At 61.1% G+C, this 26,663-nt stretch carries 28 protein-coding genes and 2 tRNA genes; 11 read left to right on the top strand and 19 right to left on the bottom strand.

Annotated features, from left to right (window positions below; all coding sequences use genetic code 11):
- Nucleotides 1–284, bottom strand: a 284-nt coding sequence (locus tag BLR34_RS07115; protein WP_092701810.1) for a hypothetical protein, incomplete at its 3' end; no start/stop codon positions are given.
- 149 nt (nt 285–433) lie between these two features.
- On the opposite strand from BLR34_RS07115, the gene BLR34_RS07120 reads away from it, so the two are divergent.
- Nucleotides 434–610 (top strand): DUF7560 family zinc ribbon protein, encoded by a 177-nt coding sequence (locus BLR34_RS07120; RefSeq protein ID WP_143414142.1) that lies wholly within the window; start codon nt 434–436, stop codon nt 608–610.
- On the opposite strand, the gene BLR34_RS07125 is transcribed toward BLR34_RS07120, so the two are convergent.
- From BLR34_RS07125 to BLR34_RS07135, 3 genes are read right to left on the bottom strand one after another with little or no spacing between them, the layout of a single operon-like run.
- Nucleotides 607–1,068 carry a pyridoxamine 5'-phosphate oxidase family protein gene (locus BLR34_RS07125; protein WP_092701277.1) on the bottom strand — a complete coding sequence of 154 codons (462 nt, stop codon included), beginning with the start codon at nt 1,066–1,068 and terminating at the stop codon, nt 607–609. The two genes, BLR34_RS07120 and BLR34_RS07125, sit on opposite strands and share 4 nt — an antisense overlap.
- A gap of 59 nt (nt 1,069–1,127) precedes the next feature.
- On the bottom strand, nt 1,128–1,766 hold the full coding sequence (locus BLR34_RS07130) for a helix-turn-helix domain-containing protein (protein ID WP_092701280.1): 639 nt from the start codon (nt 1,764–1,766) through the stop codon (nt 1,128–1,130).
- Nucleotides 1,767–1,811: 45 nt separating this feature from the next.
- Nucleotides 1,812–2,420, bottom strand: coding sequence for a rhomboid family intramembrane serine protease (locus tag BLR34_RS07135; protein ID WP_092701283.1), 609 nt, complete (start codon nt 2,418–2,420; stop codon nt 1,812–1,814).
- A gap of 218 nt (nt 2,421–2,638) precedes the next feature.
- Between BLR34_RS07135 and BLR34_RS07140 the strand changes: the two genes are divergently transcribed.
- A complete protein-coding gene (locus BLR34_RS07140) occupies nt 2,639–3,064 on the top strand; it encodes a DUF371 domain-containing protein (RefSeq protein WP_245683191.1) in 426 nt (141 codons plus the stop codon).
- Here BLR34_RS07140 and BLR34_RS07145 read toward each other — a convergent pair.
- The 5 genes from BLR34_RS07145 to BLR34_RS07165 all read right to left on the bottom strand — a co-directional run bounded on the left by BLR34_RS07145 (nt 3,061) and on the right by BLR34_RS07165 (nt 8,691).
- The gene (locus tag BLR34_RS07145) at nt 3,061–4,128 is read right to left on the bottom strand and encodes an ABC transporter permease (protein ID WP_245683192.1); all 1,068 of its coding nucleotides are present in this window, start codon (nt 4,126–4,128) and stop codon (nt 3,061–3,063) included. The two genes, BLR34_RS07140 and BLR34_RS07145, sit on opposite strands and share 4 nt — an antisense overlap.
- Nucleotides 4,121–6,076, bottom strand: coding sequence for an ABC transporter permease (locus tag BLR34_RS07150; protein ID WP_092701286.1), 1,956 nt, complete (start codon nt 6,074–6,076; stop codon nt 4,121–4,123). The genes BLR34_RS07145 and BLR34_RS07150 overlap by 8 nt, the downstream gene beginning before the upstream one ends.
- Before the next feature lie 2 nt (nt 6,077–6,078).
- Nucleotides 6,079–6,960 carry an ABC transporter ATP-binding protein gene (locus BLR34_RS07155; protein ID WP_092701289.1) on the bottom strand — a complete coding sequence of 294 codons (882 nt, stop codon included), beginning with the start codon at nt 6,958–6,960 and terminating at the stop codon, nt 6,079–6,081.
- A 68-nt stretch (nt 6,961–7,028) separates the two neighbouring features.
- The gene (locus BLR34_RS07160; protein WP_092701292.1) at nt 7,029–8,192 is read right to left on the bottom strand and encodes a hypothetical protein; all 1,164 of its coding nucleotides are present in this window, start codon (nt 8,190–8,192) and stop codon (nt 7,029–7,031) included.
- A gap of 151 nt (nt 8,193–8,343) precedes the next feature.
- Nucleotides 8,344–8,691, bottom strand: coding sequence for a DUF5811 family protein (locus BLR34_RS07165; protein ID WP_092701295.1), 348 nt, complete (start codon nt 8,689–8,691; stop codon nt 8,344–8,346).
- A gap of 100 nt (nt 8,692–8,791) precedes the next feature.
- Here BLR34_RS07165 and BLR34_RS07170 point away from each other — a divergent pair, with 100 nt between their 5' ends.
- The 3 genes from BLR34_RS07170 to BLR34_RS07180 are packed head-to-tail and all read left to right on the top strand — an operon-like array spanning nt 8,792 to nt 12,204.
- A complete protein-coding gene (locus BLR34_RS07170) occupies nt 8,792–9,634 on the top strand; it encodes a polyprenyl synthetase family protein (protein WP_092701297.1) in 843 nt (280 codons plus the stop codon).
- 31 nt (nt 9,635–9,665) lie between these two features.
- Nucleotides 9,666–10,883 (top strand): eIF2B alpha/beta/delta subunit family protein, encoded by a 1,218-nt coding sequence (locus tag BLR34_RS07175; RefSeq protein ID WP_092701300.1) that lies wholly within the window; start codon nt 9,666–9,668, stop codon nt 10,881–10,883.
- Nucleotides 10,884–10,914: 31 nt separating this feature from the next.
- Nucleotides 10,915–12,204, top strand: a complete 1,290-nt coding sequence (locus BLR34_RS07180) for a 5'-deoxyadenosine deaminase (protein ID WP_092701303.1) — start codon at nt 10,915–10,917, stop codon at nt 12,202–12,204.
- 182 nt (nt 12,205–12,386) lie between these two features.
- Here the strand turns inward: BLR34_RS07180 and BLR34_RS07185 are convergent.
- Nucleotides 12,387–12,471: transfer RNA gene (locus BLR34_RS07185), tRNA-Leu, on the bottom strand.
- Between the two features lie 217 nt (nt 12,472–12,688).
- Between BLR34_RS07185 and BLR34_RS07190 the strand changes: the two genes are divergently transcribed.
- Together BLR34_RS07190 and BLR34_RS07195 are read left to right on the top strand one after the other, a co-directional pair.
- On the top strand, nt 12,689–13,177 hold the full coding sequence (locus BLR34_RS07190) for a helix-turn-helix domain-containing protein (RefSeq protein ID WP_092701306.1): 489 nt from the start codon (nt 12,689–12,691) through the stop codon (nt 13,175–13,177).
- A gap of 9 nt (nt 13,178–13,186) precedes the next feature.
- Nucleotides 13,187–13,735 carry an HAD family hydrolase gene (locus tag BLR34_RS07195; protein ID WP_092701309.1) on the top strand — a complete coding sequence of 183 codons (549 nt, stop codon included), beginning with the start codon at nt 13,187–13,189 and terminating at the stop codon, nt 13,733–13,735.
- Here the strand turns inward: BLR34_RS07195 and BLR34_RS07200 are convergent.
- Complete coding sequence (locus tag BLR34_RS07200; protein WP_368086077.1) at nt 13,732–13,971, bottom strand: DUF5822 domain-containing protein; 240 nt, start codon at nt 13,969–13,971, stop codon at nt 13,732–13,734. The genes BLR34_RS07195 and BLR34_RS07200 overlap by 4 nt on opposite strands.
- A gap of 318 nt (nt 13,972–14,289) precedes the next feature.
- Here BLR34_RS07200 and BLR34_RS07205 point away from each other — a divergent pair, with 318 nt between their 5' ends.
- Nucleotides 14,290–15,027 carry an ABC transporter ATP-binding protein gene (locus BLR34_RS07205; RefSeq protein WP_092701312.1) on the top strand — a complete coding sequence of 246 codons (738 nt, stop codon included), beginning with the start codon at nt 14,290–14,292 and terminating at the stop codon, nt 15,025–15,027.
- Nucleotides 15,024–16,244 carry an ABC transporter permease gene (locus tag BLR34_RS07210; RefSeq protein WP_092701315.1) on the top strand — a complete coding sequence of 407 codons (1,221 nt, stop codon included), beginning with the start codon at nt 15,024–15,026 and terminating at the stop codon, nt 16,242–16,244. The genes BLR34_RS07205 and BLR34_RS07210 overlap by 4 nt, the downstream gene beginning before the upstream one ends.
- A 10-nt stretch (nt 16,245–16,254) precedes the next feature.
- Here the strand turns inward: BLR34_RS07210 and BLR34_RS07215 are convergent, their stop codons facing one another.
- The 4 genes from BLR34_RS07215 to BLR34_RS07230 all read right to left on the bottom strand — a co-directional run bounded on the left by BLR34_RS07215 (nt 16,255) and on the right by BLR34_RS07230 (nt 22,122).
- Nucleotides 16,255–18,060, bottom strand: a complete 1,806-nt coding sequence (locus tag BLR34_RS07215; protein WP_092701318.1) for a formate/nitrite transporter family protein — start codon at nt 18,058–18,060, stop codon at nt 16,255–16,257.
- 138 nt (nt 18,061–18,198) lie between these two features.
- Nucleotides 18,199–18,603, bottom strand: coding sequence for a methyl-accepting chemotaxis domain-containing protein (locus BLR34_RS07220; protein ID WP_092701321.1), 405 nt, complete (start codon nt 18,601–18,603; stop codon nt 18,199–18,201).
- Nucleotides 18,591–20,429, bottom strand: coding sequence for a methyl-accepting chemotaxis protein (locus tag BLR34_RS07225; RefSeq protein WP_176765264.1), 1,839 nt, complete (start codon nt 20,427–20,429; stop codon nt 18,591–18,593). Before BLR34_RS07225 ends, BLR34_RS07220 begins: the two co-directional genes overlap by 13 nt.
- Nucleotides 20,430–20,667: 238 nt before the next feature.
- Nucleotides 20,668–22,122, bottom strand: coding sequence for a hypothetical protein (locus tag BLR34_RS07230; RefSeq protein WP_092701328.1), 1,455 nt, complete (start codon nt 22,120–22,122; stop codon nt 20,668–20,670).
- A 257-nt stretch (nt 22,123–22,379) separates the two neighbouring features.
- Between BLR34_RS07230 and BLR34_RS07235 the strand changes: the two genes are divergently transcribed.
- Nucleotides 22,380–23,180, top strand: coding sequence for a bacteriorhodopsin (locus tag BLR34_RS07235; protein ID WP_092701332.1), 801 nt, complete (start codon nt 22,380–22,382; stop codon nt 23,178–23,180).
- Nucleotides 23,181–23,516: 336 nt separating this feature from the next.
- Here BLR34_RS07235 and BLR34_RS07240 read toward each other — a convergent pair.
- Nucleotides 23,517–23,601, bottom strand: a tRNA-Leu gene (locus BLR34_RS07240).
- Between the two features lie 82 nt (nt 23,602–23,683).
- Here BLR34_RS07240 and BLR34_RS07245 point away from each other — a divergent pair.
- Entirely contained in the window at nt 23,684–23,992 is a 309-nt protein-coding gene (locus BLR34_RS07245) for a transcription initiation factor IIB family protein (RefSeq protein ID WP_092701335.1), read from the top strand.
- On the opposite strand, the gene BLR34_RS07250 is transcribed toward BLR34_RS07245, so the two are convergent.
- Genes BLR34_RS07250 through dinB form a run of 3 tightly spaced genes read right to left on the bottom strand, consistent with a single transcriptional unit; the run spans nt 23,993 to nt 26,460 of the window.
- The gene (locus tag BLR34_RS07250) at nt 23,993–24,487 is read right to left on the bottom strand and encodes a phosphopantetheine adenylyltransferase (protein WP_092701338.1); all 495 of its coding nucleotides are present in this window, start codon (nt 24,485–24,487) and stop codon (nt 23,993–23,995) included.
- Nucleotides 24,488–24,539: 52 nt separating this feature from the next.
- Nucleotides 24,540–25,175 carry a helix-turn-helix domain-containing protein gene (locus BLR34_RS07255; RefSeq protein WP_092701341.1) on the bottom strand — a complete coding sequence of 212 codons (636 nt, stop codon included), beginning with the start codon at nt 25,173–25,175 and terminating at the stop codon, nt 24,540–24,542.
- 55 nt (nt 25,176–25,230) lie between these two features.
- On the bottom strand, nt 25,231–26,460 hold the full coding sequence (dinB, locus tag BLR34_RS07260) for a DNA polymerase IV (RefSeq protein ID WP_092701344.1): 1,230 nt from the start codon (nt 26,458–26,460) through the stop codon (nt 25,231–25,233).
- Nucleotides 26,461–26,663 lie beyond the last annotated feature (203 nt).

Below are 26,663 nucleotides of genomic sequence, written 5' to 3' on the forward strand. Positions count from 1 at the left end.
GCTGACAACCCGTACTGTGGCCGGCCTTTCCCTGTGGGTGAATGTTCGTGCTGTCGCTCGTCGACGTAGGGCTCGGTCCCGAGAACACTCAGTGCGCGCATGATGTCTGACTCCCCCGGCGTGCTCACCTGCTCGGTCTCTGCCTCCTCGACTAGTTCGAGACAATGCGACCGGATATCGACAGAAGCGACCGGCGTTTCGTCACGCCTCTCGGCCGCGACGATGGCCAGTAATACGATTCGCTCGGTAAGTGAAGTCTCCTGTAGTGACAGCTCGTCGTCCATAGTTGGCCTGTCAACGGCCTGTTGCATGTTCCTTACGGATAGTTGATACCGGTGCCCTCGGCCACACCGAGGACCCTCTTTTTAATATCCCTCTATATCCGGGGCCGATACATTCCCGTCTCTGGTGGTAGATGCCAACAACGAGAGATATGTCTGAAGGGTGCCCGGGTCGAGACGAGTCAGAAGGGTCGATAGACGAGTGTGTATTCACCTGTCCGGCCTGTGCTCAGGAGATATCGGTCAATCCGGAGATGAAGCGGGCGATTCTCTCGAACGGCTGTCCGGTCTGTGCCAGCTCGGTCACCGAGCAAAGCTTCGTAGATTAGAACGCGTCGCGGTCGATTTCTGTCCGACGCCCTGCTATCTCGGCCGGTTGCAGTTCGTAGAGTTTGATATCGAGTTCGTCCCGACCGTGTCCCCAGATTTCGAACAGCGGCCGTTTCGCCTCGCCGTACTGCTCTATCTGTTCGACCGAGAGGTCTGCGGGGTCGAGTTCCTGAAGCGTCCCTTTGGCGACGATACTTCTGTAGGTCTCGCGGTCGTCTTCCTCATCGTAGATGACGAGTCGAATCGACGGCGCGGAGTCGAGGAACTCTCGCTTTTCGCTCTCGGCTGTGGAGACCAGGCGCATGTAGAATGTACCGGTGTCGGCGTCGTAGCCGTACGAAATCGGAATCGAATAGGGTTCGTTCTCGCGGGCGAGGGTGAGAACGCCAGTTTCGCGGCTGGCGACGAACTCGTCGATTTCGTCTCTCCCCATTTCTGTTTCCTTCGCAAGTGACATTGTCTCGTACTCGTGGATAGAAGGCCAGTCCCTTAATTTCCGTTGGTCCGTCCCCTGCCTCAATCGAGGATATCGGTCAACAGTTTTCGCTGGGCGGCGACCAGATGTTCGGTGAACGTCGACTGTGCGATGCCCAGCGCGTCGGCGATTTCAGTCGCATTTGCGCCCTTCGGCCGCCTGAAATATCCCATCTCGAAGGCGACCCTGAGAACCTCCCGTTGTCGGTTCGTCAGTCTCCCGCGGTTGACGAACACCCGGTCTTCGGGCGACCCTTCGAGTGGCGGCTGGAGCAATCGCTGGACGTCGACGGGGGGATACTCCTCGCGGAAGGTGTCCATGATGCCCTGCAGGGTCTCGAACTCCGGCGCGTGGAACACGAGCGTCAGCGTGCCGTCCTCGGCGACGTATCGGTGAACGGGACAATCGAACTCTCCCAGCGTCTCGCACGGACAGTCGGCCGACCCGTCGTGGCTAACACGGTACAGCGTTGCCTCCCCGTACGAGAATACCGGTTCGACGCGGGGAACGTCGTCGAGGTCGCTATCGGCCATAAACTCAGAGACGCTTCCATCACTGTCAGGAAGGGCCACGCTCGTCGAGACCTGCTCGATAGGGCCCTCTGTCGAGCGAGAGGCGTTCGCTATCGGGCAGGTGCCGGGGTCGGCAAAGGAGACAGTCGCTCGAATCCCGTCAGACATCACTTGCGGCCGATTCGTCCCCGGGGGTTTTGAAGCTGGTGGCCCCTACCGACGACTCGGATCGAGCAGGTGTACCCGGCCCGCGACGAGGCCGACGAGGAGGCCGGTAAAGTGTGCAATCAGTGCCACACCCGGTGCTGCTGTTGCGAGGGTCACCATCCCCGCGAGCGCGAAAAACACGGAGTATGTCAGCCAATCGGGTAGATTGACGGCCGAACCGAGTGTCGCCGCGACCCGGTTACCCGCAAGCAGATAGCCGAGCAACGCGAAGACACCCCCACTTGCACCCACGACACCTGGCGAGGCAGTCACGCCGATGCCCGGTATCACGGTGACAACATCACTCAATACAATTTGTGAGACGCCGGCGACAGCCCCAGCGACGACGAAAAACGCGTGAAATCGAGCCCGGGTAGTGAACACTGCCACCGGAAGCCCGATAACCGCCAGTGCGACCGCGTTCGAAACCAGATGTCCGAGGTCGGCGTGTGCGAAGACGCTCGTGACCACCGTCCAGGGGTTCTCCTGAATCGGAGGCTGCAACACGAACAACTCGCCGACGAGGTCCGCAAGCGCCGACACCATCTGGAGAGCGTACACGACGACAAACAGCATTACCAGTTCGAACACCGGTGTCGCCGAACGGGAACCCATACCACGCGATTTGGTCCGCTGGCTGTTGAGTGTATCGCTAGCGAAACACCTAACTTGCGGGACAGACTCCATTCGTGTATGGACTCAGAACAGTGGATTGCTATCTTCTTCGTCGTTCTGATGGTCGGCTCGACAATCGCCATCGGCGTCGGCTCCCTGCTGTAGGCAGGTCGGCTCGAATCGACTGATTATTGCCGCTCTCACCCACAGCCACAGCCATGGTCGAAACCCTGAGGACGGTCGTGGAAGCGACCGGCCACGACAACGTGTCGGCGGCGCATGAAAGTACGTTCGAACTGACGAGCGACGACTACCTCACCCCGGCGGGAGACTGTATCGTCGGTATCGAGGCTGACACGGTTCCCGCCTCGTTTGACGAGGCGTATATTCACGCCTGCCAGGACGGCGAGGCCTCGATTAGGATAACGCTGGAGGCGAACCAGCACACAGACAGCATCGAGGCCAGTGGCCACCCGGAGCTAACGTTCGAGAGCGACCGGAGCATGGTCGTCCGGACGAGCGAGTACGTCGACGAGCGGACCGTCGCAATCGACGCGGACAAGGCGGCTGCGGATATCGACCGTGACCTCGTGGAGGCCCTTGCCGAGGGCGCGACCCTCACCGCGACGCTACGGGTCGACTAGAGAGATTCGACATCGACACGTCCCACGTACCACCGGACACAGGCATACAGCCCAATCCCCAGTACAGTGAATCCGGCGACGTGTGCCAGCGTCGTGCCTGTCGCGCTGTCGACGGCAAGCAAGGCGACCGTACTCGCGGGATGTTCCGGCAAGGCGATTGTCCCGCCAAAGAGGAGGACCGCAAGCAGCGAGTACAACAACTGTGCCTGCCGGCGCTGACCGGTCAGTAGCCCAAGCATCGTCCCGACGACGACCGTAATCAGTGTCATGGCGGCCACGAACACTAGCAACACACCGACGTTCTCGATACCGGTCCCGTTGAGACGCAACAGCACCATCCAGAGGCCGGCCTGAATCGGAGCGATTGCAACCATCCCGGCGGCCTTGCCGTCGACGATATCGACCAGCGATAGCGGCGACACCCGGAGCAGTTCGAGTGTCCCCTGTTCTATCTCCTCGGTAATCGAGTCGACGACGATAGAGCCGCTGATAAACGCCGGCAGGAACAACAACAGCGGCAACAGGATCGTGTAGGTGAACCCGAAGTACGAACTTGACCCCACGTCCTCTGGAATTTGAACCGGCGCCTCGTCGAGGTAGTCGACACGCTCGACGCGCTCCAGACGCTCCAGTTCCGACAGTAGCTCGCGAACACTGACGACGATTACTGTCGTCCGCAGGTCTTCGGCCGGAACGACTGCCTCGACCTGTACCTGTGTCCCGCCGCCGACGGGTGAACTGGCCGTCGAAACGACGGCATCGAGCTGTCCCCGTTCGAATAATTCGAGCGCGTCGTCGTTCGAGGCGACCCGGCGGATAGTGACACCATCGACCTCCTGGCCTGCCCGAATCAGATTCTCTTCGACATCGCCGGGGACGCCGACCTCGATGTCGGCCCCGCCGTCGACCGAACCGGGGTCGTACAGCGAGGTGAGCCCGACGACCAGAAACGACGAGAAGGCGGCGATAAACAGTTGGATACAGATCGCGAGGACGATGGTCTTCTCGCGGCTGAGCGACCCCAGTTCGCGTTTCGTAATCGTCCACCGAGGGTGGTCAAACAACGCTGACCACCACCGTTAGGTTATACGCCAGATGAACCAGCATGGCGGTCCCGACCGCCACGACGTACGCCCGCTTGCTCCGGCTGGCTCCGACCGCCGAGATGCCGGCAGTCACCACGTGTAACGCAAGCGGTGCAAGCAGGAACAACAGAACCGTCAGAACCGGCGGGCCGGGAATGATACCGCCCTGGAGACCCGCCTCACCGACAGCGAGGTCGGGCAAGCCGACAAGCTGGGCGAGTAGTGCAATCTTCTCGCCGAGGAAGAACCCGACCCCGCTTGCGACGCCGAGTAACACGGCTCGGCGACGGCCCGACGCGAACCGCCGGTGCGTGTAACCGGCGTAGATGTGTAGGCTCTTTGCCAGTTCTTCGACGACGGCCACGACCACGAGGATGAGGACGACTGAAATCTCGCCGAGCGCAAAGAGCAGGGCGATAGCCAGTAACTGGACGACGAACACGAACGGGATGAGCGCGGCTGTGAGGCCACCGACTGCCAGGTACTGCCGGAGCGGTGTCACGTCGACAGGCAGCAGTCCGTTCAGGCGGGCCGTGAATCCGCCGGGTTTCCCCCGCACCGGAATCGGCCCGACGAGTGCGTCGAGGACGCGCCCTCGGAGCGAGCGCTGGTCGAACATGTCCTCCTCGCGGTAGAGGCCGGCACCGAGTCCGAAGAAGACGCCAGCACACAGCAGCGGCGGCGTCGTCGAGAAGACGAATTCCGCGAGGCTAATTGCCTCTCCCTGTAGTTCGCGGACGAGCAGCGTGAGTGGCGAGATGAGTGCAACCGCGCCCACGTCAGTGAAAATGGCAGGCACGAACGCGTAGCTGGTCAGCGTGACGGTGATTGTGACGGTCACGAAGGTCAGTTCTTTGAACGACCGGGCGAACATCGCACCCAGGAATGTCGCCCCGAGAAAGAGCAAGACGAGTGGCATCACCGCGAGTACGGAGACAGGGCCGCCCAGTTGCCCGTTGACGAGCACAAACAGCCCGGCGATGATGGCTACTTCGACGGCCATTCCACCCACGAAGTAGGGTAGTGTCTTCCCACCGATGATGTCGAACCGGCTGACCGGTGACACCAGAAGCAACTCGCCGCGGCGGTTCGTCCGTTCGGAGAGAATTGTGCTGCCGTAGGCCTGAATGAGGAAGTTCATCGGAATGATGACCAGAAACGCGAGCACGAGCGACTGGAACGGAAACGGCGGATTGATGTCCGACGGTGACCCCGAGATAGAGTCCTCTGTGAACGAGGCACCGAACCCACCAATCGGGCCGCCCGACCCCCCTGTATCGGTCGTCGTCTCGCGGTCGGTGGCAGGTCCGTCCGGTTCGCCGTCGTCCGGTTGGTCGGTAGATGTGTCACCCGCCTCACTCCCGTCACTCTCCCCACTCTCGCCGCCATCGGAACCGTCTGTCTGACCGGTCGAGCCGTCCTCGTCGTCCGAGTCGTCTGTTCCGCCGGAGTCGCCACCGAGGCGAAGCCCGTCGCCAAGTGCACTCTGCTGGCGGTACTCCAGCACGACCGAGACGGGAAACGCTGCGGTCTGGTTCAGCTCCTGTCGTAGCTGTCTGTTGTTGTAGCGGCTGACTGCGCTCTGTAGCTGTCCGTAGGCGGCGATTCCCTTCCGTGACTCGGCGTACACTATCTCGCCGTCGCCGATGTACAACTCTACCTCACTTCGACTGACTGCCCTCTCTCCACCCTCGCGGATGACGAACGCACCCTCTGAATCGACCACATCGTAGTAGGGACTTTCCTCGTCGACCGATACACGGTAGAGACCGTCGTCGAGACCGGTATCGCCACTTATGATGAACGGAACGACGAGCCCGAACAGCGCCAGCGCGACCAGCGCGATGCCGACGGTCCGGCGGTCGATGCCGCCGGCGTTTTTTGTCACTTCCCACCGGGCGATGCGGAGGAGCTTTCGTGGCCGCACGTTCAGCCCTCCGAGCGCGAGCCGGGGTCGGCGACGTTCAGGAACACCTCTTCGAGACTCGACTCTTCGGTCCGGATGTCGACGACCTCGCCGTCTGCCTCCTGGGCGAGCGTGCGCGTCTCCTCGACTTCAGACATCGATTCGACGGTCCGCCGGTATCTGCCGTTTTCTCGCACGCTGTCGGCCACCTCGACGGTGGTATAGACGTGATAGGTGGTCTCGCCGTGTGCCTGCTGGAGTTCGTCGAGGTCGCCTCGGGCGACGATTTCGCCGTCGTTCATAATCGCCACACGGTCACAGATAGACTCGACGTGAAAGAGGTTGTGTGCGCTGAAGACGATTGTCTTCCCCTCCGCTGCGAGTTCTTCTGTGAACTGGATGATGTAGTTCGTCGTCAGCGGGTCGAGGCCGCTCGCCGGCTCGTCGTATATCAGCACGTCCGGGTCGTTGACCAGCGAGCGCGTGATTGCGACCTTTCGCTTCATCCCTTTGGACATGTCGCCGAGCTGGCGCTCGCGGTGTTCGAGGTCGAGCTTGTCGAGTGTCTCCGTAATCCGTGTCTCGGCCACGCCGTCGGGCACGTCGTAGAGGTCGGCGAAAAACCGCAGATACGAGGTCGCGGTCATCTCCTCGTACAGGGGTGACTCCTCGGGCAGAAAGCCGAGGTGTTTGCGCATCTCGGTCTCGCTCGTGTCGTAGCCAGCGACCTGCGCGGTGCCGGCCGTCGGGTCGAGCAGTCCAGCGAGCATCTTCAACGTCGTGGTCTTCCCGGCACCGTTTGGCCCGACGATGCCGAAGACTTCACCCTCCTCGACGGAGAACGTACTTCCTTCGACGGCGACGAACTCGCCGTACTCTTTGCGCAGGTCCTGTGCCGCTATCATCGGTCCGAAGTAACGAACGGGGGACCGTATACCTTCCCCCTCTCGGTTTCGCGAACGTCGTACCAGATTCAGTGCGCTGTCTCGGTTCTAGAGGCGTGGCACGCATCCTTGCCAGTCTGCCACTGAAGAGACGGGTACTGTGAGGACTCATCAACCGTCCAGACCCCCTCGAAGTCTAACTCCTCCATCTCCTCCGCTGTATTCTCTATGTCCGTGTCCAGTTCTTGTACTGTTGCCGTTCCATCGTTAACGCCAACCCCGGTATCGATATCCGCCTCTGCACTCTGCCAATAAATGTGCTGAATCCGTCCGCCACTCACGTTATGTCCGGCAACAACTCCACTTTTTCGTGTTCCACTGACTCGAGAGTAGACGAATCCGTTTTCGATATCTCCGAAGCCGCGATTCTTGCCTACCAATCCTCCGACTGATGACTCACCGCTCACTTCGCCACACGCATGTACGTCACTAACCTTCCCGTCCACGCCGTTGTGTCCGACCAGCCCACCAGTTCTCACCTGTCCAGACACCGCTGTTCCTGCGTACGACTGCGAAACGAGACTCTCATCGGTATTTATGCCGACGATACCGCCGACATTAGACTCTCCTGTGACGGTCCCGGTTGTCCATGCGCGCTCAATCTGGGCGGAGTAATTTCGCCCAACGAATCCACCAACATCTGTTTCGCCTTGAATTAGAACATCCCGGGCGTGTCCGGTCATTGTTCCGTCTTCGTTTACCCCAGTCCCTGTCCCGACACCAGATTCGCCAGTAACCTCGGGTTCAGACAGTGAAACCGTCAATTCGCCTCTATTCCGGCCAGCGACGACACCCACGCTTGATGCGCCAGTTATCTTCGCATTCTGAAACGTAAGTTGTTCTATCGAGCCCGCATTGTTAGCGAACAGTCCGACGTTGTCTTGCTCTGGTCGGTCAATGACAAGGTCAGTGATTGTCCGTCCCTGCCCGTCGACTGTGCCAGTGAACAACTCGTTCCGGGTGCCGATTGGGTCCCATCCACCAGCGGCTGAACCGACATGTGAATCGTATCCGTCGGTCGTCGCATCGAGATTTGCCGTCAGGACGTATGTTCTGTCTCGATTATCACGGACTCTGTGCAGGTCGTGCCAATCAGCTATTTCTTGGTGACTGTCACCAAACCCAGATAGGCAACCGCTCACGGCGCTAGCCAGACTTGCACCGGCCAAACTGAGGAATCGCCGTCGGCTCATGTAATATATGCTGTTTGTATTCGATAAAAGTATTTATACTCTTACATAGCTAAGAAATAATCTCACAGAGCGACAACAGTCTCGGTGGTAGACGAATTCTGACCGCATCGGTCGAGAACCATCGACACCGCTACGGGATATCAGATAACTATTACTTCGCCGTCGGCTCGTCGTCGTCGCTCATCGCGTCTTTGACCTGAAGCGCCGCACTGGCGGCGAGCCCGGTCGCGATGTCGTCGCGTTCCTCGGGGGAGATATCGACGTCACCCTCGGGAGAGTAATCCGCACTCACGACGCGGCCGACGGGCGGCTGGACGGCGACAGTCGCCCGCGGCCCGCTCGTGCTCGGGACGATTTCGGAACCGACGACGAACTCGCCGGGCAGCAGTTCACGCGTTCGCGAGGCGACACGTGAGAGTCCCTCACGTAGATTCTGGCGCTGCTGTGGGGTCAGCTCCTCCGCCGTCGACTCGTCTCCAATCGGGGAGTTTCCATACATAGAAGTCTTCCCTATATAGCTGTTACAGCCGTAAAAAACCGCCGACTACAACACACACCCTTCGTCACGTACTTGAGGACGTATGCCCAACGAGGCGGTAATGGAGAACTTGACCCGCCATCAGGACCGCATCGACGCGCGGCTGGAATCGGTCCTCTCGGCGGTGGAGCCACCCGAACTCCGCGACCAGGTCGAACACGTCGTCTTCTCGGGTGGGAAGCGCGTCAGGCCAAACGTGACGCTGCTGGTCTGTGAAGTGCTCGGCGGTGATGTCGAGGTGGCGATGGACTTCGCCGCCGGCATCGAGCTCGTTCACGGCGCTTCCCTCGTCATCGACGACATCATCGACGAGTCGGAACTCCGCCGGGGAACTGACTCGGCGTGGGCGGCCTACGGTCACCCGGGTGCTATCATCGCATCGAACGGACTCATCGGCGAAGCGCTCGCACTGTTTACCAGCGAACCCGAGGCCATGCAGGCTGTCACCGAGGCCATGGCCGAACTGGGAGAAGGCGAAGCGACAGAGCTTGCAAACAAGCCCGATGCCGAATCGGCCTACATGCAGTTGGCCCGTCGGAAGACGGGTGCGCTGTTTCGGGCCTCCGCAGAACTCGGCGCTATCGCGGCCGACGCAGACCCCTACACGGTCGAGGCATTCGGCCAGTACGCCGAACGTGTCGGCGTCGCCTTCCAGATTCGCGACGACGTACTCGACGCGACTGCCGACGCCGAGACGCTCGGCAAGCCGACCCAGCACGACTCTGTCAAGGAACGACCTTCTATCGTCGAAGTGACCGGCCTCTCCCCAGAGGAGGCAAACGAGCGAGCGCGCACAGAGGCCGAACAGGCACTCGACGCCCTCGAAGCAGCACAGGTCGACGACCAGGAGACAGTCGAGTACCTACAGAGTCTCGCCTTTTTCGTCGTCGAACGCCAGCGGTAGGGTTCTTCAGGCCCCGGCACCTGCCGTCGGTATGGACGCCACGCCGGTCGCGCTCGTCTATCTCCGCCACGAGGGCGAACTCTTCGTCCGGGAGCGAGGCGACTGTCCCACCGTGCCCGTCGGCACACGGGGAGAGACGCCCGCTGAGATGGCGACCCACACACTTCGCGAGCACGGGCTGGAGCCGGCGACTGTCGAGCAGGTCAGAGACGGCGACCCCATCGAGACGACAGCGCCAGTACCGGGGGTGGCTGAGAACGAGCCACAGGGTCCTGTCCAAGCGTATCCGTTCCTGTACGAGTGTGACAAGAGACCGACCGAGGGGACGCCAGTCCCACCGACTGCGTTACTCGATAACTCCGTCCTGTGGCGCGGGTACGACCGTATCAGACCGACTGTCGAGACGATCGCCACCGACGCGACACACGGCTCGACAGCGCTGTCCGTGCGCGCGCTCGGGGTACTCAGAGACGAGGCCGCAATCCTCGCCGACGCGGGACGCGGGTTTGCCGCTATCGAATCCGTCACAGCTGACCTCGTGACCGCACGGCCGACGATGACTGCACTGGCGAACCGGGTCTGTCGCGCACTCGATGCCCCGCAACACCGGACGCTCGATGCAGTCGCCGACGCCGCACACGCCGCTATCGGCCGTGCGCTGTCTGCAGACGACGAGGCAGCGGCGGCCGCGGCCACCGAGGTCACAGACAAACGCGTCGCGACGCTCTCTCGCTCTGGGACGGTCCGCGCTGCGCTCTCTGTGGGCGAACCCAGCGCGGTGCTCGTCGCCGAATCCAGGCCCGGCGGTGAGGGGACCGCCGTCGCAGATGCGCTCGCAGACAGCGTGTCGACGACGCTGACGAGTGACGCGGCATTTCCGAACCAACTCGGCGAGTGGGGTGCCGACCTGTTACTCGTTGGTGCAGATGCAGTGCTCGCCGACGGCCGGGTCGTCAACAAGGTCGGCACGTTCGGGGCAGCAGCCGGGGCGGCTCACCACGGCGTGCGAGTGGTCGTCGCCACGGCGAGAGATAAAATCAGCGCCAGCGATTCCTTCGACCCGGAACCGAGAACCGGAGCACTGGCCGAAGCCACGATAGCAGAGTGTCACAACCCGACGTTCGAGGCGGTGGCCCCCGACTGTTACGACGCCCTCGTCACCGAGCGCGGTGTGTTAGACCGCGAGCACGTCCGTGAACTCAGCGGGGAGGTCGCGCGACTACGCTCTCGGCTGGAGTTAGACCCTTAACTACTACATGCTCGCTGTCGTAGTTCAATTGATGTTACTCGCTGGAACACTCGTTGCAGACTCTACTACGGTTATCGAGGACGGTGCTGTCGTTACTATCGAGGATGAAATTGTCTTCGTTGGCCCACATCACGAGGCCACAGAGCGGTATCCCGACCACGAGCGCCGGGCGTTCGATATCGTGGCCCCCGGTCTCGTGGGAGCACACATTCACAGCGTCCAGAGCCTCGGCCGCGGTATCGCCGACGACGAGGAACTGCTTGACTGGCTGTTCGACCACGTGCTTCCGATGGAGGCCGAGATGGACGCCGAGGCGATGAGCGTCGCGGCGACGCTCGGATATCTGGAGTGTATCGAGAGCGGCACCACCACCGTCATCGACCACCTCACCGTCACCCACGCAGAACAGGCCTTCGAGGCGGCGGGTTCGGTGGGAATTCGCGGCGTACTCGGGAAAGTGCTGATGGACACAGACTCTCCCGACGGACTGCTCGAAGAGACGGAGGCAGGACTGCGTGAGTCCGAACGGCTCATCGAGAAGTATCACGGCGCGTTCGACGACCGCATCAGGTACGCCGTCACGCCCAGATTCGCCGTCACCTGCACCGAGGACTGCCTCCGCGGGGCGCGAGACCTAGCGGACCAGTACGAGGGCGTGCGCTTGCACACGCATGCGAGCGAGAACGAGAGTGAGTGCGAGCGGGTTCGCGAGAAGACAGGCAAAGAGAACATCGAATGGCTCCACGAGGTCGGTCTGACTGGGCCGGACGTGGTACTGGCACACTGCATCTGGACCAACGAACACGAGCGGGACCTGCTTGCCGAGACCGATACGAACGTCGTCCACTGCCCGTCGGCGAACATGAAACTCGCAAGCGGTGTCGCGCCTATCGACGAGTACCGAGAGCGAGGGATTACCGTCGCGCTCGGTAACGATGGACCGCCCTGTAACAACACGCTCGATGCGTTCACCGAGATGCGACAGGCGAGTCTGTTGGCGAAAGTCGACGCGTTAGAGCCGACCGCGCTGCCCGCACGCAACGTCTTCGAGATGGCCACGACAAACGGCGCACAGGCAGCAGGGTTCGACCGAGTCGGGAAGCTCGAACCCGGCTGGAAAGCCGACGTAATCGGCCTCTCAACCGAGTCCTCGCGGGCGACACCTGTCCACGACCCGCTGTCACATCTCGTCTTCGCGGCCCACGGCGACGACGTCGAGTTCACGATGGTCGACGGACGCGTGGTCTACGACCAGGGACACACGACCGTCGACGCACCGGCAATCAGAGCGCGCGCTCGGGAACTCGCAACACAGTACTGAAAAACCCAGAAGACTGGGTGGGGTTGGGTGGGGTGGTAGGGGGGTTGGCACCAGAACGGTGCCTAAATGTCAGTGAGTGCGACACTATATTAAATCCTTGGCTCGATTATTGATTTTGATAGCAGAATCGACGAACCACACCGGCCGCGATGTGTCTCGTCGTCACGTCCAGTGATAGAAGATGCGTGGGACCGGATTCGAACCGGCGGACCTCTACAGGACAGCGCCCTCAACGCTGCGCCGTTGGCCTGGCTTGGCTACCCACGCTCTGCATCACATCTTCTCCGTGGGTGAATAAAAGCACTTTCGTTTACGACCCGCGATGTGACTCGGTTACACGCGACGCGGCGACGGAACCGGTGTCGCTTCAACCGATTATGTCACACAGGACTGCTCTTTTTCGGTCGGAAACTACGTTTGGTGTCTGCTGGCCGCGAAAACTGTGCATAGAAGGCTTAAATAGGGACAGTCATCTAGCGTCCGCATGGCCAAATATTCGACCGGTAGCAGCGGAGGGAACTCTTCCGGAAGCTGTGAGCTCTGTGGTGCGTCGGACGTAGAGTTGCAGACAGCCAACGTCGCTGGTGCTCAACTGGAAGTCTGTGGCAGTTGCGCCCAACACGACGACAACACCACCAACACCGAGGACGACAGCCGCGAGAGCCGCGACAAACGCGCCGCCAAGAACATGGCGAAGATGCACGACGCCGCCAAGCAGGATTCGTCACACTGGGAAGGCGGCGCCGACTACGATGACGACCAGCTTCCCTATCTCGTCTCGGGGTACGACGAAGTCGTCACCTCCGCCCGGCAGGAGGCCGGCTATCAGCTCGAAGAGCTCGCGGCCGAGATAGGTATCGACGACGGCGACCTCCTCGCGCTCGAACAAGGCCGTGCCACGCAGGCCGGTGTCGGCGGTAGCACGGTCGGCGCGCTCGAAGAGTTCCTCGACATCACGCTCGTCGAAGAGTAGTGTGTCTGTATGCTGACCGACGAGTACGAAACGATTGTCTACGACCTCGATGGCACATTGGTCCGTCTGCGGGTCGACTGGGACCAGGCCAGAGCTGACACGGCGCTGGCGCTTCGCGAGCGGGGTATCGATGCCGACGGCCAGACGCTCTGGAAGCTACTCGAACGCGGCACCGACGAAGGATTCGCGGCGGTCGTCGAGCGGGAACTGGCCGCCCACGAGCGGGACGGTGCTCGAACGTCGACGCTGCTCGATGCTGCGAGCGCGCTCCCACACGATGTTCCGACGGGCGTCTGTTCGCTCAACTGTGAGGACGCCTGCAGACTCGCGCTCGAAACACACGACCTGGCTGCTCACGTCGGCGCCGTCGTCGGCCGCGACACGGTTTCGTCGAAAAAGCCGGACCCGGAGCCGCTCCTCCGAACTGTCGACCTGCTGTCTGGGTCACCTTCTGAGGCACTCTTTATCGGGGACAGCGAGCGAGACGAAATTACGGCTGACCGCGCCGGTGTCGCGTTCCAGTACGTCGAGGACTACCTCGACGCCCGCGCGGATTAGTCCTCGGTCTGCTTGTGGCGAGCGTAGAAATAGACGCTGACTGCGACGATAAACCAGATGACAGCGCCGATGCCCGCCGCGAACTGGGCGCGCTCTGGCCACGTCTCGAGCGTCGCGAACGTCGAGAGCAGCATCACGGCGGGCACCCCGACTACGATGCTCGTAATAAACGTCACCTGCATAACCCAGCCGTAATCGATACCCTCTGACTCTGTCCGCGTAACTTCGGGCGTCACTACTCCTGCCTACCGCCAGTACGGATAAGCCACTGACGGTTCCAGCCACCCGGCGACGATTTGGTCGTGTCTGTACTGCTAGAGGTAAGCCGGCAGCCGAGTCTTCATAGCTAGCAATCGTTGCAAGGTGAATGCGGGTAATTCCTCCAAGTAACGCATGCAACGAGAACGGAACAGTACACAGATTCAGCAACGCTTCGCTCTCCTTGCGAGGGGCGACACGACCCTCTCCCCAGTGAGTCCGCAGCGCGCTGGTAGAGAATCGACAGTCGAGACCGCCAGTCAGATAACGATGTCCGAGATTGGAGTGTACTACGAATGACCAGTACACAGTCTCAACGACAGAACGGGGCCTCACCGGAGGAGGCGGTGGTTTCGCTGGAGTCGGTGCGACGGACGTATTACCTGGGTGAGCCAGTGGATGCGTTAGATGGCGTGTCGCTTTCACTGCCAGAGGGGTCGTTCACTGCAGTGATGGGGCCCAGCGGCTCCGGGAAGTCGACGTTGATGAACATGATTGGCTGTCTGGATACGCCCGACGAGGGGACGGTGACGGTCAACGGCCAAGACGTAGGTGCCCTGCCGGATGGGAAACGGGCTCGCTTGCGCGGCGCGGAGTTGGGATTCATCTTCCAGCAGTTCAATCTCCTGCCGCGGCTGACTGCCGCAGAGAACGTGACGCTGCCGATGGTGTTCCAGACCGTCGTCGACGAGGGCCGCCGCGAGCGGGCCGAAACGCTGTTGACCCGCGTCGGGCTGGGCGACCGCTTGGACCACACGCCGCCAGAACTGTCCGGCGGCCAGCGCCAGCGCGTCGCTATCGCCCGCGCACTCGTCAACGAACCCTCCGTCTTGCTCGCCGACGAGCCAACCGGGAACCTCGACACGGAGACGGGCAGTACAATCATGGACCTCTTCGAAGAACTCCACGAGGAAGGCCGCACTATCCTGATGGTCACTCACGAGCGCCACATCGCCGAACACGCCGACCGTATCGTCCACCTAGTCGACGGCCAGATAGAAGAAATCGAAGACCTGGGAGGTGACTCGGCATGAAACTGACCGAGAGCCTGCGCATCTCCTGGCGGGCTATCACCGGCCACAAACTCCGCTCTACGCTGACCGCCGTCGGTGTCATCATCGGTATCGCGGCAGTCATCGTGTTCATGGTGCTGGGCGGTGCCTTCGAGCAGAACATCGTCCAGGACTTCGAGGAAGATGACGGCGAACCGGGGATGTGGGTCAACACACAACAGGTCGGTACTGGTAGCTTCCAGTTCGTCACTGCTCCGATTTACACCGAAACTGACGTGGAGAACCTCGAAGCCATAGACGGGGTCGACTTCGTCGGACCGGAAGCGAACCTTCGTGCTAGCCAGTTCTCTATTGGGGACACACGCCAGACCGGCGGATTCGGCGTACAGGCAGTCTCTCCCGACCAGTACAATTCCGAGGACCTGATCGAAGGCAAGATGTTCGAGAGTGCCGACGAGGCACTCCTTACGCAGTCGCTGGTCAACATGACCGACGGCCAGGCGTCTGTGGGTGACCAGATACGCGTCAACTTCGACGACGGAGCGGCCGAGGAGTTCACGGTGACTGGTATTGTCGAGGGGGGCTTCGGAACTGGGCCGAACGCGGCGGTCTACCTCTCGCTTGAACACCACTACAACACGACAATCGAGACGCCCAGAGGGACCGAAGAGAAGGCATACAGCTCGCTAATTATCGGTGCCGAGGACGCCTCGGTCGTCGACGACGTAAAAAAGCGTGCCACGGAGTATTTTGATACCGAATCCGACGCGGCACAGCTGAAACAAGACGACCAGGATATTCAGGTCCAGACCATCGACGACGCTGTCGACCAGATTACGAGCGTCATCGACCAGCTAACCGTCTTCATCGGCGGTATCGCGGGAATCTCACTGGTCGTTGGCTCCATCGGCATCGCGAACATCATGATTGTGAGTGTCACCGAGCGAACGCGTGAAATCGGTATCATGAAAGCTGTCGGTGCGCGCAAGCGTGACATCATCCAGCTGTTCCTCATCGAGTCCAGCATCCTCGGGGCGGTCGGCGCGTTCCTCGGGGTGGTCGTCGGCATCGGCGTGGGGTATCTGGGAGTGACACTCATCGGCTGGCCGATGGCGTACCCGACAGACTGGGTCGTCATCGCTGTCGTCGTCGGCCTCGGTGTCGGTATCCTCTCGGGCATCTACCCCGCCTGGCGGGCCGCCAAAGTCGACCCGATAGAAGCACTCCGACACGAGTAGTGCGCGGCCGTTACTTTCGCCGTCTCCCTCTCCCAAACAGCCGTTCGCGGAGGCCACGATTCGAGGGTCGTTCGGCCAACAGCACGGAACTGTCGACGTCGTCGACGATGTCGAGGTGAAGCGAGTCTGTCACCAACCGCGAGAGCAGTCCACGCTCGGTCGCACCGATGAGGACCATCGTCGCGTCGTCAGCTTCGCTGACGATTGCCTCCTCGATGTCGCCGCCGTCGTCGACGACGAGTGTCGCGTCGTCGAGTTCGTGGTCGCTGGCCCACTCGCGGAGGAACTGTTCGCCAGCCTCGCGTTTGCCGTGACCGTCGACGACGTGGAGCAACGTCACCTCGGCGCCGTCGGTCTGCTGGAGTATCGCAGCGGTCTGTGCGCTCAGGTCCGAGTCTGGCCCGCCTGCTGTCGGGATGAGAATCCGGGAGGCATCGAGTCCCCGGTCTCGCGTCACGAGGAAATCACAGGGCAGTCGGTTGGTCAACTCGTCGAGATACCCCTCCGCACGGGCCGAATTCCAGACTTTCTCCCTGTCCCAGTCCATCACGACGAGGTCCGGATTGGTGCGCCGGGCGCGGTCGAAAATCTCGACGAACGAGCGCGGCGAGACAATTGTCGACGTGTCGACGCGCACGTCGTGGCGCTCCCCAAGGCGGTCGAAGTCTTCGAGTAACCGCTCTGATTCCCGGACAATACGGTCGTGCTGTCGACTGTCGGCGCTGACAGAGATGTCCTTGGGTGCCTGGACGACGTGGACGACGTGGACACAGCCTTTCTCGCGGGTTCCGGCCATCTTGGCGGCGAACTCGACGAGGCGTTGCTCTGTTCGTGGGTTCGCAATCGGGACCAGGATGCGATAGGAGTCGGGGTCTCTGGCAATCTCTTCGAGCGTGTCGACCAGCGGGACGTAAGACCGCCCGGCCAGGTTGCCAAGCAGTAACTCTCGGGTCGTGAGCCGGCGGACGTTCTCGAAGCGGGCGATTTCCAGCCGCTGCTCGCTGGTCTGATAGTAGTTGACGACTGTGACTAGCAACACGCCGCCGAGTGTGTTGCCGACGAGGACAGGGAGGACGAACTGGGTCATCCCGGCGCCGACCGCGAGGTCAGTGACCAACACCAGATAGACGACTTCGGTAAACGAGACGACGACGTGAAACAGGTTGCCGAGTGGAATCGCCAGAAAGGCGAGATAGACGATAGCCAACCGCGAGATGGTATCACTCGCCGCGAATATCATCCAGACGACGCCGGCGACGATGAGCCCAGCAAATGCCGCCTTGAAAAAGAGGTCCCAGACCGGTGTTTTCATGCCTTTTTCGGCGATTTCGATTGCGACGGCCTTGGTCGACTCGTCGAAGACGCCGCCGTGGGCAAGCGCGAGCGCACCGAGTGCGCCACCCGCGAAGTTCCCTGCGAGAACGACCAGCCAGTGACGGAACAACGCTGGGACCGAACTCAGCCGTTCGAGTGTCAGCGCCACTGGCGGCAGCGTGTTCTCCGTGTATAGCTGGTAGCCACCGATGATAATGTAGATGAAACCAAGCGGGTACAGCAGTGCTGCTATGATACTGCTATCGGCTTTCGCCGACATCGAGGCATAGAGCAGATAGGTAATCGTGATTGCGAACCCCGCAGCGAGCGCGCTGAAAAACAGTTCTCGGGTGTTCGAAGTCACCTCGTGTTCGGCATCTGCGACGATGCGCTGAAACACCTCGTCAGAGGAGAACTTGTCTGGCAGGACCTTGCCCGTCGCTGGCGCCCCGTACTCGGACTCCTCGGCCGAGACGGACGCTTCCTGCTCGGAATCACTCATTGCCTCCACAGTCAGATGCGATACGTATAGTCGTTATCTTCCCCCGGTCGCTGCGTTGACGTTCGTATCCGTTGTCATCACTGTTGTTCAGGGAGGCCAACCACGTCCGTTCGGACGGAAGACCTGGCCCCGAGTCGGTCAGTCGTCCAGTGCTGAGGACGTGGTCGTCTCGGTCGAGTCGGCCTGAAACACCGACGCTGTGTTACCGTCGATGGTGAACGTCTCGAGTTCTGTCTGGAGGTGTGTCGCGGTTTCACTGAGTGTCTCGGCTCGCTTGACCGCATCGGCTAGCGTTGCGGTCTGTTCCTGGGCGGCCCCGGAGACGGTATCTGACTCAGCACTCACCTTCTCGGCCGCCGTCGCAACGTCGCCGATGGTTTCGGCGACTGCGTTCGCCGACGTAGCCTGTCTGTCCATCGAGGCGTCGATGTCCTGCATGTGTTCGTTGACTTGCTGGGCATTCTCAGCTATCTCTTCGAGAGCAGCGAGCGCCTCCTCGACTGTCGTGGCCCCCGTGACGACCTGTTCGTTCATCGCCTGCATTCTGCGACCGCTCGGTTGGTCGTGTCCTGTACGTCGTTGACGAGCAGTTGAATTTCGTCGGTCGCCGCCGCGGTTTCGTCGGCAAGCGTCTTGATTTCCTCGGCCACGACGGCGAATCCGTCCCCGTCTTCCCCTGCTCGTGCCGCCTCAATCGAAGCGTTCAGCGCGAGCGTGTTGGTCTGCGCTGCGATGTCCGAAATCAGCCCGCTTATCGCCTGTATCTCGTCTACCTTAGCGTCGAGGCGCTCCATCTCGCCGACTGTCTCGTTCGATTTCGCCTCTATCGATTCCATCTCAGTAATCGCCGCCGACGCGGCCGTCTTGCCGTGACGACCTCTCTGTGCCGTCTCCTCAGAAATATCGGTTGCATCAGCGGCCAGGTCAGATGCCTGTTCGATATCTGCCGACAGTTCCTGAACCTCGTCTGCTGCCGTGACGAGACGCTGTGACTGCGAGTCCGCGCCGGCAGAAATTGCCTGCACCGACTCTGCGACTCGTGTGCCCGCGTTCTGACTCTCTTGTGAACTGCGGTGCATCTCTTCGCTTGCCGTAACCACCTCGTCGGCGAACGACTGAATCTGGCCGAATGTGGTCTCTAACTCGGCCATCATCTCGTTGAACGACGCTGCAATCTCGGCCATCGCTTCGTTCTCGCTTTCGGTCTCCATCCGCTCGGTCAGGTCACCGTCCGCGGCACGTGCCATCGTCGCGCTGAACGAGGTCGCTTTCTCCTCGAGATGCTCGTTGAGGGCCTCGGCCTCACTGTGTGCCTGTTCAGCCTCAGTCCGTGCTGCCTCTGCGCTCTGGCGTGCGGCTTCGGCGCGTTCGAACTCGGCCTCGACTTCCTCGATTTTCTCTCCCAGCGAATCGCGTAGCTGTTCAAGCGCTCGGAAGATATCGCCGAATTCGTCGTCGCGGTCGGTTTCGATTGGGGTGTCTAGCGTCCCTGACCGGAGTGTTTCGGCCTCTGAGACGAGCGCCCGAACCGTCCGCACGGTATCCCGGCCGACAGTCAGGCCGAAGGCGCCAAGCCCGACGAGTAACACCGCCAGCAGCAGGAGGATTCGGTTCGCGACACTGCTCCTGAGCGCGTATGCCTCGTCGGTCTCGACCTGGTCTGTTACCACCCAGGGCTGTCTGTCGAGGCTGGCGTATCCGACTGCCAGTTCGCTTCCGGCGTCGTAGGTCCCGTAGCCGCTGCCGTTGTAGGTCGCCTCGTCCCAGGTCGGGTCTTCTGTCAGAATGGCTGACTCGTTGCTCGACAGCAGCGTCGTCCCGTCTCGTCCGAGTACGTTAATCGTCTGGTTCTCACTTCGCTCGTATCCTGCCGAAATCAGTCGTTCCGAAAGCTGTCGCAGGTCGACGACTGCCACGAGCGCCCGACCGTCGCGGCTCTCGGTCTGTTTGGTCGCCAACAACAGCGGCGCTCCATCGGCGGCCGTGAACGGCCTGGAAAACTGCACCCCGGTGGTGCTGTTTCCTGTTGTCTGTTGGACGCGAGCGAGCGCGTCGCCGACGAGTGTCTGGTCTGTGGTAATCGTCTGCTCGCCGCCTGTGCCGACGAGAACGTCTCCAGTCTCACTGTCGACCAAGTGGGTTTCGGTAATCGAGTTTCGCTCCGAGATACGAGTGAGCAGGTCTGCAATCTGGAACGTCTCACCTGACCGCACCGCGGTGGTCCGTGCCGACGAGACTAGCTGTTGGTCGGTCAACTCGAGCCAGTTACCCACTTCGACAGATTCTCCCTCTGCTGTTGATACGAGCTGGTGCTGTGTCTCGTTGGTTATCTGTTCGTCGACAGTGAGATAGATGTAACCCCCCGCCACTCCCGTCAGCAGAAAAATAGTCAGTAAAGCCAGAGAGAATTTCAGTTTGTAGTTGCTCCTCACGGCGATTTTCTCTCTCACCGACTCCATAATCTTGGATGTCTGTTCACTGTGATGAGGATTTATAATACTCCTATATATTAGTATATTATTCGGGATATTGCCACTAACGCTTCGAATTTAGCAGCACTCTCTAATGGGATATGAACACATTATCTGCTACTGAGGCGTGACTCGCTCAGCCTGTGACCGCGGTCTGGCGGCTCGGGCTGTCTGTCGCCCACGTGTCGACCGACCCGTCGGAGTCTGCCTGAAGCGTAATGTCGAGGGTCGCGTTTTCACCGTCGATTGCGATTGCGTTCCTAAACGTCCGTGGTCCAGTGAGAACCACAACCGAGCGGTTGCCCGCACGGGCGACGCTGATGTTTGTGGCAGACTCGTCAGTGCGACTGGTGAGCGTTCGGTTGAATGCCACAGCGAACTCGTCGGCATCGTCGGCCGTGTCCCAGTGTGTCGCCCAGGCAAAAGCCGAGTTGCTGCCGTTCTCGAACCCGAATACCTTGTCGTTCGCCCAGCCCTTCGAGGCCTTCTCAGCCACGGCTCTGTCAGCATGTGCGGTCATGACGACGTGGACGAAGAGTGAGCCGAGCCTGTCGTCAGTGGACCGCTGGCGTTCCCACCCGGTACGGTTGGACGTCGCCGAGAACGAGACCCGACTCGGCTCGGTGTCGTTGTACTCAGGGTGTAACACCGCCTCCGTACTCGCCGGAGTATCGTCCGTATAGACAGCGCCGAGCCCGGTGGCAGCGTCGAGCACCGTATCGAAGTATTGGCCGCCGTGATGGTACGGCGCATACGCATAGACCTGCTCGTCGGGAGCGGCCCCGTACTGCCGGTCAAAGCGCGCTATCTGGCTCAGCTCCAGGTCTTCCTCGTCGGCGTACTGGTCAGCCGTAAACACGGCGCCGCCCTCGACGAGCGACCGATACAGCATCAGCGACTCGCTCGTCGAAAGGTCGAGCTTACGGGCAAGTTCGGCTCTCGACCAACCCTCCTCCATCTGAATCGTGTGTGCGAACTCGTGTGCCAACAACAACCCGAAGCGGTCGACAGAGTTATTTTCGTACTGCCCGAGTACGTCTTCGTTGACGACGACAGAATTCGGTCCTTCTGCCACTGCCGCGGAAGCCGCCCCGGTGGACCCTCCCTCGGTGTCGTTTGTCAGTCCCATATACTCGAAAAACGGCCGGTCTGTCTCGCCCGACCTGTAGTTGAGTTCCTCGACGCTGACTGTCGGCGCGTCAGCGTCCGAGCCGAGCAGGTCGCGGGTCAGGTTGTACACTCGATTCTCGTCTACCGGCAGGCCTGTGTCGCTAATCGGCCCCGTCGTTTCCTCCTCGCCAGTTGCCTCAGCGGTGTCGCCGTTCTCTGTCGTCGATTCGCCGTCGTCAGGACCGGAGTCGCTGTCAGCGCCGCCGGGAGTCTCTGTCTGTGAGCCTGAGTCGCGGTCGCCCGCTGACGGGGACGGACTCTCGGCTTCAGGAGACGGGGTTTCGGTCCCGTCCGGCGTCGCTGGGCCACTGTCGTCGGTGTCGTCACCGAATGGGACTGTCATCGAACAGCCAGCCATCGCAACGAGCACTGCGAGGCCGACTGCGACGAGCACGACAGTCCGTATACGCCTGCGGTTCATGCCGTGAATGTTCATCTGGAGACAAATAAACCGCCGCTCTCGTTTCGGATGCGGAGACACGTCCCGCAAACGCCGCCGTCGGGATATCCCGTACCTACCTGCGTCGACTGTCTCTGACACGACAATCCCGACGCGTTTCTCGCTTTGCTCTCGTCGGGTAAATTCCGCAGTAGTGTGTTTCAATAATTATAATTTGTTATAGATTAAAGTTATTAGTTATGACCCCTATTTGATAAACGGTCATGATACAATGGCACATGCAGACGCTGCTAACAGACTCTGGAGTAACGTACCCGCTACAGGTAGCGGAGGTGATCGAGGGTGACTCGCTTCTCGCGTCGTCGCTGTGGGTCAACGTCGCGTTGGCGGGGGTAGCGGCACTGCTGTTCGCGTACATGGGGCAGTCCGTTCACGGTGAACGGTCTCGGATGATCTGGGTCGTGGCGCTGTTCATACCGCTCGTCTCCATTTCGAGCTATCTCGGCCTGCTGTCTGGTCTCACAATCGGGACACTCCAGATGCCGGCCGGGCATCCACTGGACGAGGTTGTCAGCCAGTGGGGTCGGTACCTGACGTGGGCGTTCTCGACGCCGCTCATCCTCGCTGCCCTCGGTTGGCTCGCCAGAGTCGACAAGGCGGACATGCTGGCGGTCATCGGCGCTGACATTGGCATGTGTCTCACCGGGCTGGCCGCCGCTCAGACGACGGCATCGATAGAGCTTCGGTGGGCGTTTTATGCCGTTAGCTGTGCCTTCTTTGCCGTTGTACTGTACGCGCTGCTCGTGACCTGGCCACAGAAGGCCAAGGCCGCCGGTACGGACGACATCTTCGGCACGCTGCGGCTGCTTACTGTTGTCCTGTGGCTCGGATACCCAATTGTCTGGGCCATCGGCGTCGAAGGGCTAGCGCTCATCGAGTCTGTTGGCACGACCTCGTGGCTCTACTCCGGCCTCGACGTGCTCGCGAAGTACGTCTTCGCATTCCTGCTGTTGCGGTGGGTCGCGAACAACGAGAGCATCGTCGAGTCCGGCGGGTCTGCTGCGCCGGCTGACGATTAATTGCGCTGCACTACTCGACGACAGGGGTGATTCGTTCCACCGCGTCCCCAGTCCAAGACCAAGACACGGGCTGAGTTCGTCTTTGGAGTTAGCTCTGTTATTCTAACGTAATTTATCCATTAGCGCGCTTAGTCGGTGTGTGAGACCAGAGTTAACCGCCAAAACTCCGCTCGTCTTTGAGGTGGGAAATCGGTACTGCCTTTCGGTCACTTCGTTCGCTCATGCGCGGGACCGGATTTGAACCGGATGAAACCTCGCTTCGCTCGGTTTATAGGGTTCAAATCGGTTCTGCTCCCTCACTGCAAACTGCTCGCTACGCTCGCAGTTTTTGTTCAGTGCGCGGGACCGGATTTGAACCGGCGGACCCCTACGGGACAGCGTCCTAAGCGCTGCACCTTTGGCCTGGCTCGGTTACCCGCGCGCACTCCCCACTTTGCTCACCATCATGAAGAACGCTTCGCTCTGGGGCGATATTTATTACCGATGGTGGCTAACACGCTCGTGTGTACCGCGCCAGTGACGAACGGGACAACGCCGACTGGCTCGCCCAACTCGAAGTGGCGGCCGACCGCCTCGAATTAGAGACCGAAGCGCGCTCACGTGCCCGAGATGTCTTCCTGTCGACAGTCCCCGACGAGAGTCGGTCGAAACAGACCACACTCGCGGCCTCGCTGTATGTCGGCGCACTCGTGGCCGGCGACGAGCGGTCCCAGCAGTCCGTCGCCGACGCTGTCGGCGTCTCACGGCTGTCGGTTCAACAACACTGGAAAGACCAGCTCGAAGCCGCCGGCCTAGAACCGCCCGGCTGGTAGTCAGTTTGTTCCGGCGCTCATCTGGCCGTCCCGGTCCGGCGTCACGCGCCCGTGTTCGTCGATTTCGCCGCGGAGGATGCGTGTCGAGGTGATGATTTCGCCGTCATCGGCGTAGACGAAATCCACCACCTCCAGCCGGAGCGGGTCCAGTCCGTGCTGGCGGCGTATCTCGTTGACTCGCTTGCCACCCGTTTTCGTCTCCGGCGAGACAACGAGTACGTCGAACGCTTCGTCGGTAGCAATTCCCGTCGGCTGAGTTAACTTTCGGATATCGAACGCGCGGTCGTGTTCGTCGGCGCGGGCTTCGAGTTCGGCCCGAAGAGACGCTTTGCGACGGTCGAACGCCCGAATCGGCCGGTCCTCACTACGAGTTTTAGGCGCAAGTTCGTCGCTCGTGAGACCAACCGTAACAGTCCCGAGTTCGAACGCACGGTCGAACAGCGCCCGGTGACCGTCGTGAATCGGGTCGAATGTCCCGCCCAGCGCGACCTTCATACCACTGCACAGCATCCCGTAACGTTTAGCTTCTACGAAGCGGCCTGCACCGCTACTCGTCGTCTGTGTCCTCGGAGTTCTCGTCTGTCGTGCCAGAACCGTCCGCTGTAGCCGAGTCGTCTGTCGTCTCGTCTTCACGCTCTTCGGTAACGGTAATCGTCACTGGGTCGGAGTCGTTCTCAGCGGATTCCGTCCGGTCCATGTAGTTGTCGAGATTGAACACCGCATTCAGGTGGTCTTGGATGTCGTCGACGACCTCGCCGACGAGGTCACTCGGCGGAATCGCACTGTACTCGTATGGATTGTTGCCGGCACCAGCATTCTGGCGTTTGTCTCGCGTGACGATACCGTCCTCGTGCAGCGATGCCAGTGCCTCTCGGACCGTACTCGGATACAGTCCCGTCCGCTCGGCGATTTCGTCGCTGGTCTGCTCTTGGGCAGAGCGCAGGCTGATGTAGATTCGTGCCCGCGTTTCTGTTTCCAGCATCCAGGCGAGCAGGTCGATGAGCCCCTCGTCGAACTGGTCGATTGCCTTGTCGGCGCTTTCACCGAGGCGCTCGCGGACGTCTGACCCGACTAACTCGTCCCCGTGTTCAGAGTCGTCGCCTCCGTGCCCGTCGCCGGTCGTGGCATCCGAGTTGACAGACCCCTCGCTTGGCTCACCGTCAGATGTATCATCAGTAGACATGCGTTGCTTCTAGAAGGACGAAAGCGACTGTCACATTTAAACCCTTGGCTCAGTTTCACTCGAAGTCAGTGAGCGTGCGTTGACCCGAACGGCGGTGTTCCGGGCGCGTGCTAACGTTCGAGTCGCCGTCGCTTTCGTCCGCCCACTCGCCGAGCTTCGATTGGCTCTCTCCCGTAAACGAGAGGTTCGCGACCCTGACGCCCAACTTCCGGACATCTGAGCCCCGGAAATCCTCGAACAGTTCCAGAGCGACTTCCTCGACGAGGCGCTCGTCCGCGACGGGCCCCGGGAGACTTTGGGCACGCGTCTGGATGTCGTAGGGTGGCGTAACCACCTTGATGCTGATGGTCTGGTAGAGCACGTCGCGGCTGCGTGCCCGTCTCGCAACGGCACCTGCAAGCGACTGGAGCCGGTCGTGCTGGCGCTCGGGGTCGGCGGTCGCTTCGGCGAATGCTGACTCTCGCGAGAGGCTCTTTGGCTGGCCGCGTGGCTCGACTGACCGGTCGTCTTCCCCTCGGGAGAAGCGATAGATACGCCGGCCTCGCTCGCCAAACCAGTCTTCCAGTGCCGACGGGTCTGCATCCGCGAGGTCCCCGGCAGTTTCGATACCTTCGGCCCGGAGTCTGTCGGCCGTCACCGGCCCGACCCCGTGCACTGATTCGATGTCGAGCGGCGCGAAAAAGTCAGCAACCTCACCGGGCCGAACCACCACGAGTCCGTCCGGCTTGTCGTGGTCGCTGGCTACTTTAGCCGCGCTCATCGTCGGCGCGACACCGACACTCGCTGTCACGCCGACCGCGGTTGCAATCTCGTCTTTGAGCTCTGTCGCGAACGTCTCGACCGTCGACCAGTCGGCCGCGTCGGTCACGTCGAGGTACGCCTCGTCGATGCTCACCTCGCGGACAATCGTCGCCCGCTCGTGGAGAATCTCCTTGATATCCGCAGCCACTGACTCGTAGTACTCCATATCGACGGGGCGATAAAAGGCCGCCTCCGAGACGTCGAGGTCGTCCCGTCTGGCTGCCTCCCGCTTTCTGGGCAACCGGTCGAGTGCCGTCGAGATGGCCTGTGCACTCTCGACGCCGTACTCTCGTGCCTCGTAGCTGGCGGTCGCGACAGCGCCGATGTCCTCTCCGGGTTCGTAGCCCATCCCGACGATTACCGGCTGCCCCCGGAGCGCTGGCTCGCGCAACCGTTCACAGGCCGCGTAAAAACAGTCGATATCGACGTGACAGACGAGCTGGTCGTCCACGTCGGTCCCGGGGAGGCGTGAGGGACGGCCCATAGGCACACTGCGTGCCCGTGCCTCCTAAATCTCTCCCGAAAAATGCCACGAGGGTGCTGGCCAGCGATATCGTGGCGCGTTACCTGGACTGCGGTGCCAATTCACAGTTCCCTGCGACGGTGGTTCCCGCCGGAAGCCCCACGTATCGGGACCTCAGTGATTTGTTACCACTTAACACACTTAACGCTTTGGGCGCAACCACC

Origin of the sequence: Halovenus aranensis (assembly GCF_900100385.1) — an archaeon.
GTDB classification, from domain to species: Archaea; Halobacteriota; Halobacteria; order Halobacteriales; family Haloarculaceae; genus Halovenus; species Halovenus aranensis.

Bases quoted from the DNA above. Each gene is read 5' to 3' on its own strand.
- BLR34_RS07120 (WP_143414142.1), top strand. From the start codon at position 434: ATGTCTGAAGGGTGCCCGGGTCGAGACGAGTCAGAAGGGTCGATAGAC.
- BLR34_RS07125 (WP_092701277.1), bottom strand. From the start codon at position 1,068: ATGTCACTTGCGAAGGAAACAGAAATGGGGAGAGACGAAATCGACGAG.
- BLR34_RS07130 (WP_092701280.1), bottom strand. From the start codon at position 1,766: ATGTCTGACGGGATTCGAGCGACTGTCTCCTTTGCCGACCCCGGCACC.
- BLR34_RS07135 (WP_092701283.1), bottom strand. From the start codon at position 2,420: ATGGGTTCCCGTTCGGCGACACCGGTGTTCGAACTGGTAATGCTGTTT.
- BLR34_RS07140 (WP_245683191.1), top strand. From the start codon at position 2,639: ATGGTCGAAACCCTGAGGACGGTCGTGGAAGCGACCGGCCACGACAAC.
- BLR34_RS07155 (WP_092701289.1), bottom strand. From the start codon at position 6,960: ATGATAGCGGCACAGGACCTGCGCAAAGAGTACGGCGAGTTCGTCGCC.
- BLR34_RS07160 (WP_092701292.1), bottom strand. From the start codon at position 8,192: ATGAGCCGACGGCGATTCCTCAGTTTGGCCGGTGCAAGTCTGGCTAGC.
- BLR34_RS07165 (WP_092701295.1), bottom strand. From the start codon at position 8,691: ATGTATGGAAACTCCCCGATTGGAGACGAGTCGACGGCGGAGGAGCTG.
- BLR34_RS07170 (WP_092701297.1), top strand. From the start codon at position 8,792: ATGGAGAACTTGACCCGCCATCAGGACCGCATCGACGCGCGGCTGGAA.
- BLR34_RS07175 (WP_092701300.1), top strand. From the start codon at position 9,666: ATGGACGCCACGCCGGTCGCGCTCGTCTATCTCCGCCACGAGGGCGAA.
- BLR34_RS07180 (WP_092701303.1), top strand. From the start codon at position 10,915: ATGTTACTCGCTGGAACACTCGTTGCAGACTCTACTACGGTTATCGAG.
- BLR34_RS07190 (WP_092701306.1), top strand. From the start codon at position 12,689: ATGGCCAAATATTCGACCGGTAGCAGCGGAGGGAACTCTTCCGGAAGC.
- BLR34_RS07195 (WP_092701309.1), top strand. From the start codon at position 13,187: ATGCTGACCGACGAGTACGAAACGATTGTCTACGACCTCGATGGCACA.
- BLR34_RS07205 (WP_092701312.1), top strand. From the start codon at position 14,290: ATGACCAGTACACAGTCTCAACGACAGAACGGGGCCTCACCGGAGGAG.
- BLR34_RS07210 (WP_092701315.1), top strand. From the start codon at position 15,024: ATGAAACTGACCGAGAGCCTGCGCATCTCCTGGCGGGCTATCACCGGC.
- BLR34_RS07215 (WP_092701318.1), bottom strand. From the start codon at position 18,060: ATGAGTGATTCCGAGCAGGAAGCGTCCGTCTCGGCCGAGGAGTCCGAG.
- BLR34_RS07220 (WP_092701321.1), bottom strand. From the start codon at position 18,603: ATGCAGGCGATGAACGAACAGGTCGTCACGGGGGCCACGACAGTCGAG.
- BLR34_RS07230 (WP_092701328.1), bottom strand. From the start codon at position 22,122: ATGAACCGCAGGCGTATACGGACTGTCGTGCTCGTCGCAGTCGGCCTC.
- BLR34_RS07235 (WP_092701332.1), top strand. From the start codon at position 22,380: ATGCAGACGCTGCTAACAGACTCTGGAGTAACGTACCCGCTACAGGTA.
- BLR34_RS07250 (WP_092701338.1), bottom strand. From the start codon at position 24,487: ATGAAGGTCGCGCTGGGCGGGACATTCGACCCGATTCACGACGGTCAC.
- BLR34_RS07255 (WP_092701341.1), bottom strand. From the start codon at position 25,175: ATGTCTACTGATGATACATCTGACGGTGAGCCAAGCGAGGGGTCTGTC.
- dinB (WP_092701344.1), bottom strand. From the start codon at position 26,460: ATGGGCCGTCCCTCACGCCTCCCCGGGACCGACGTGGACGACCAGCTC.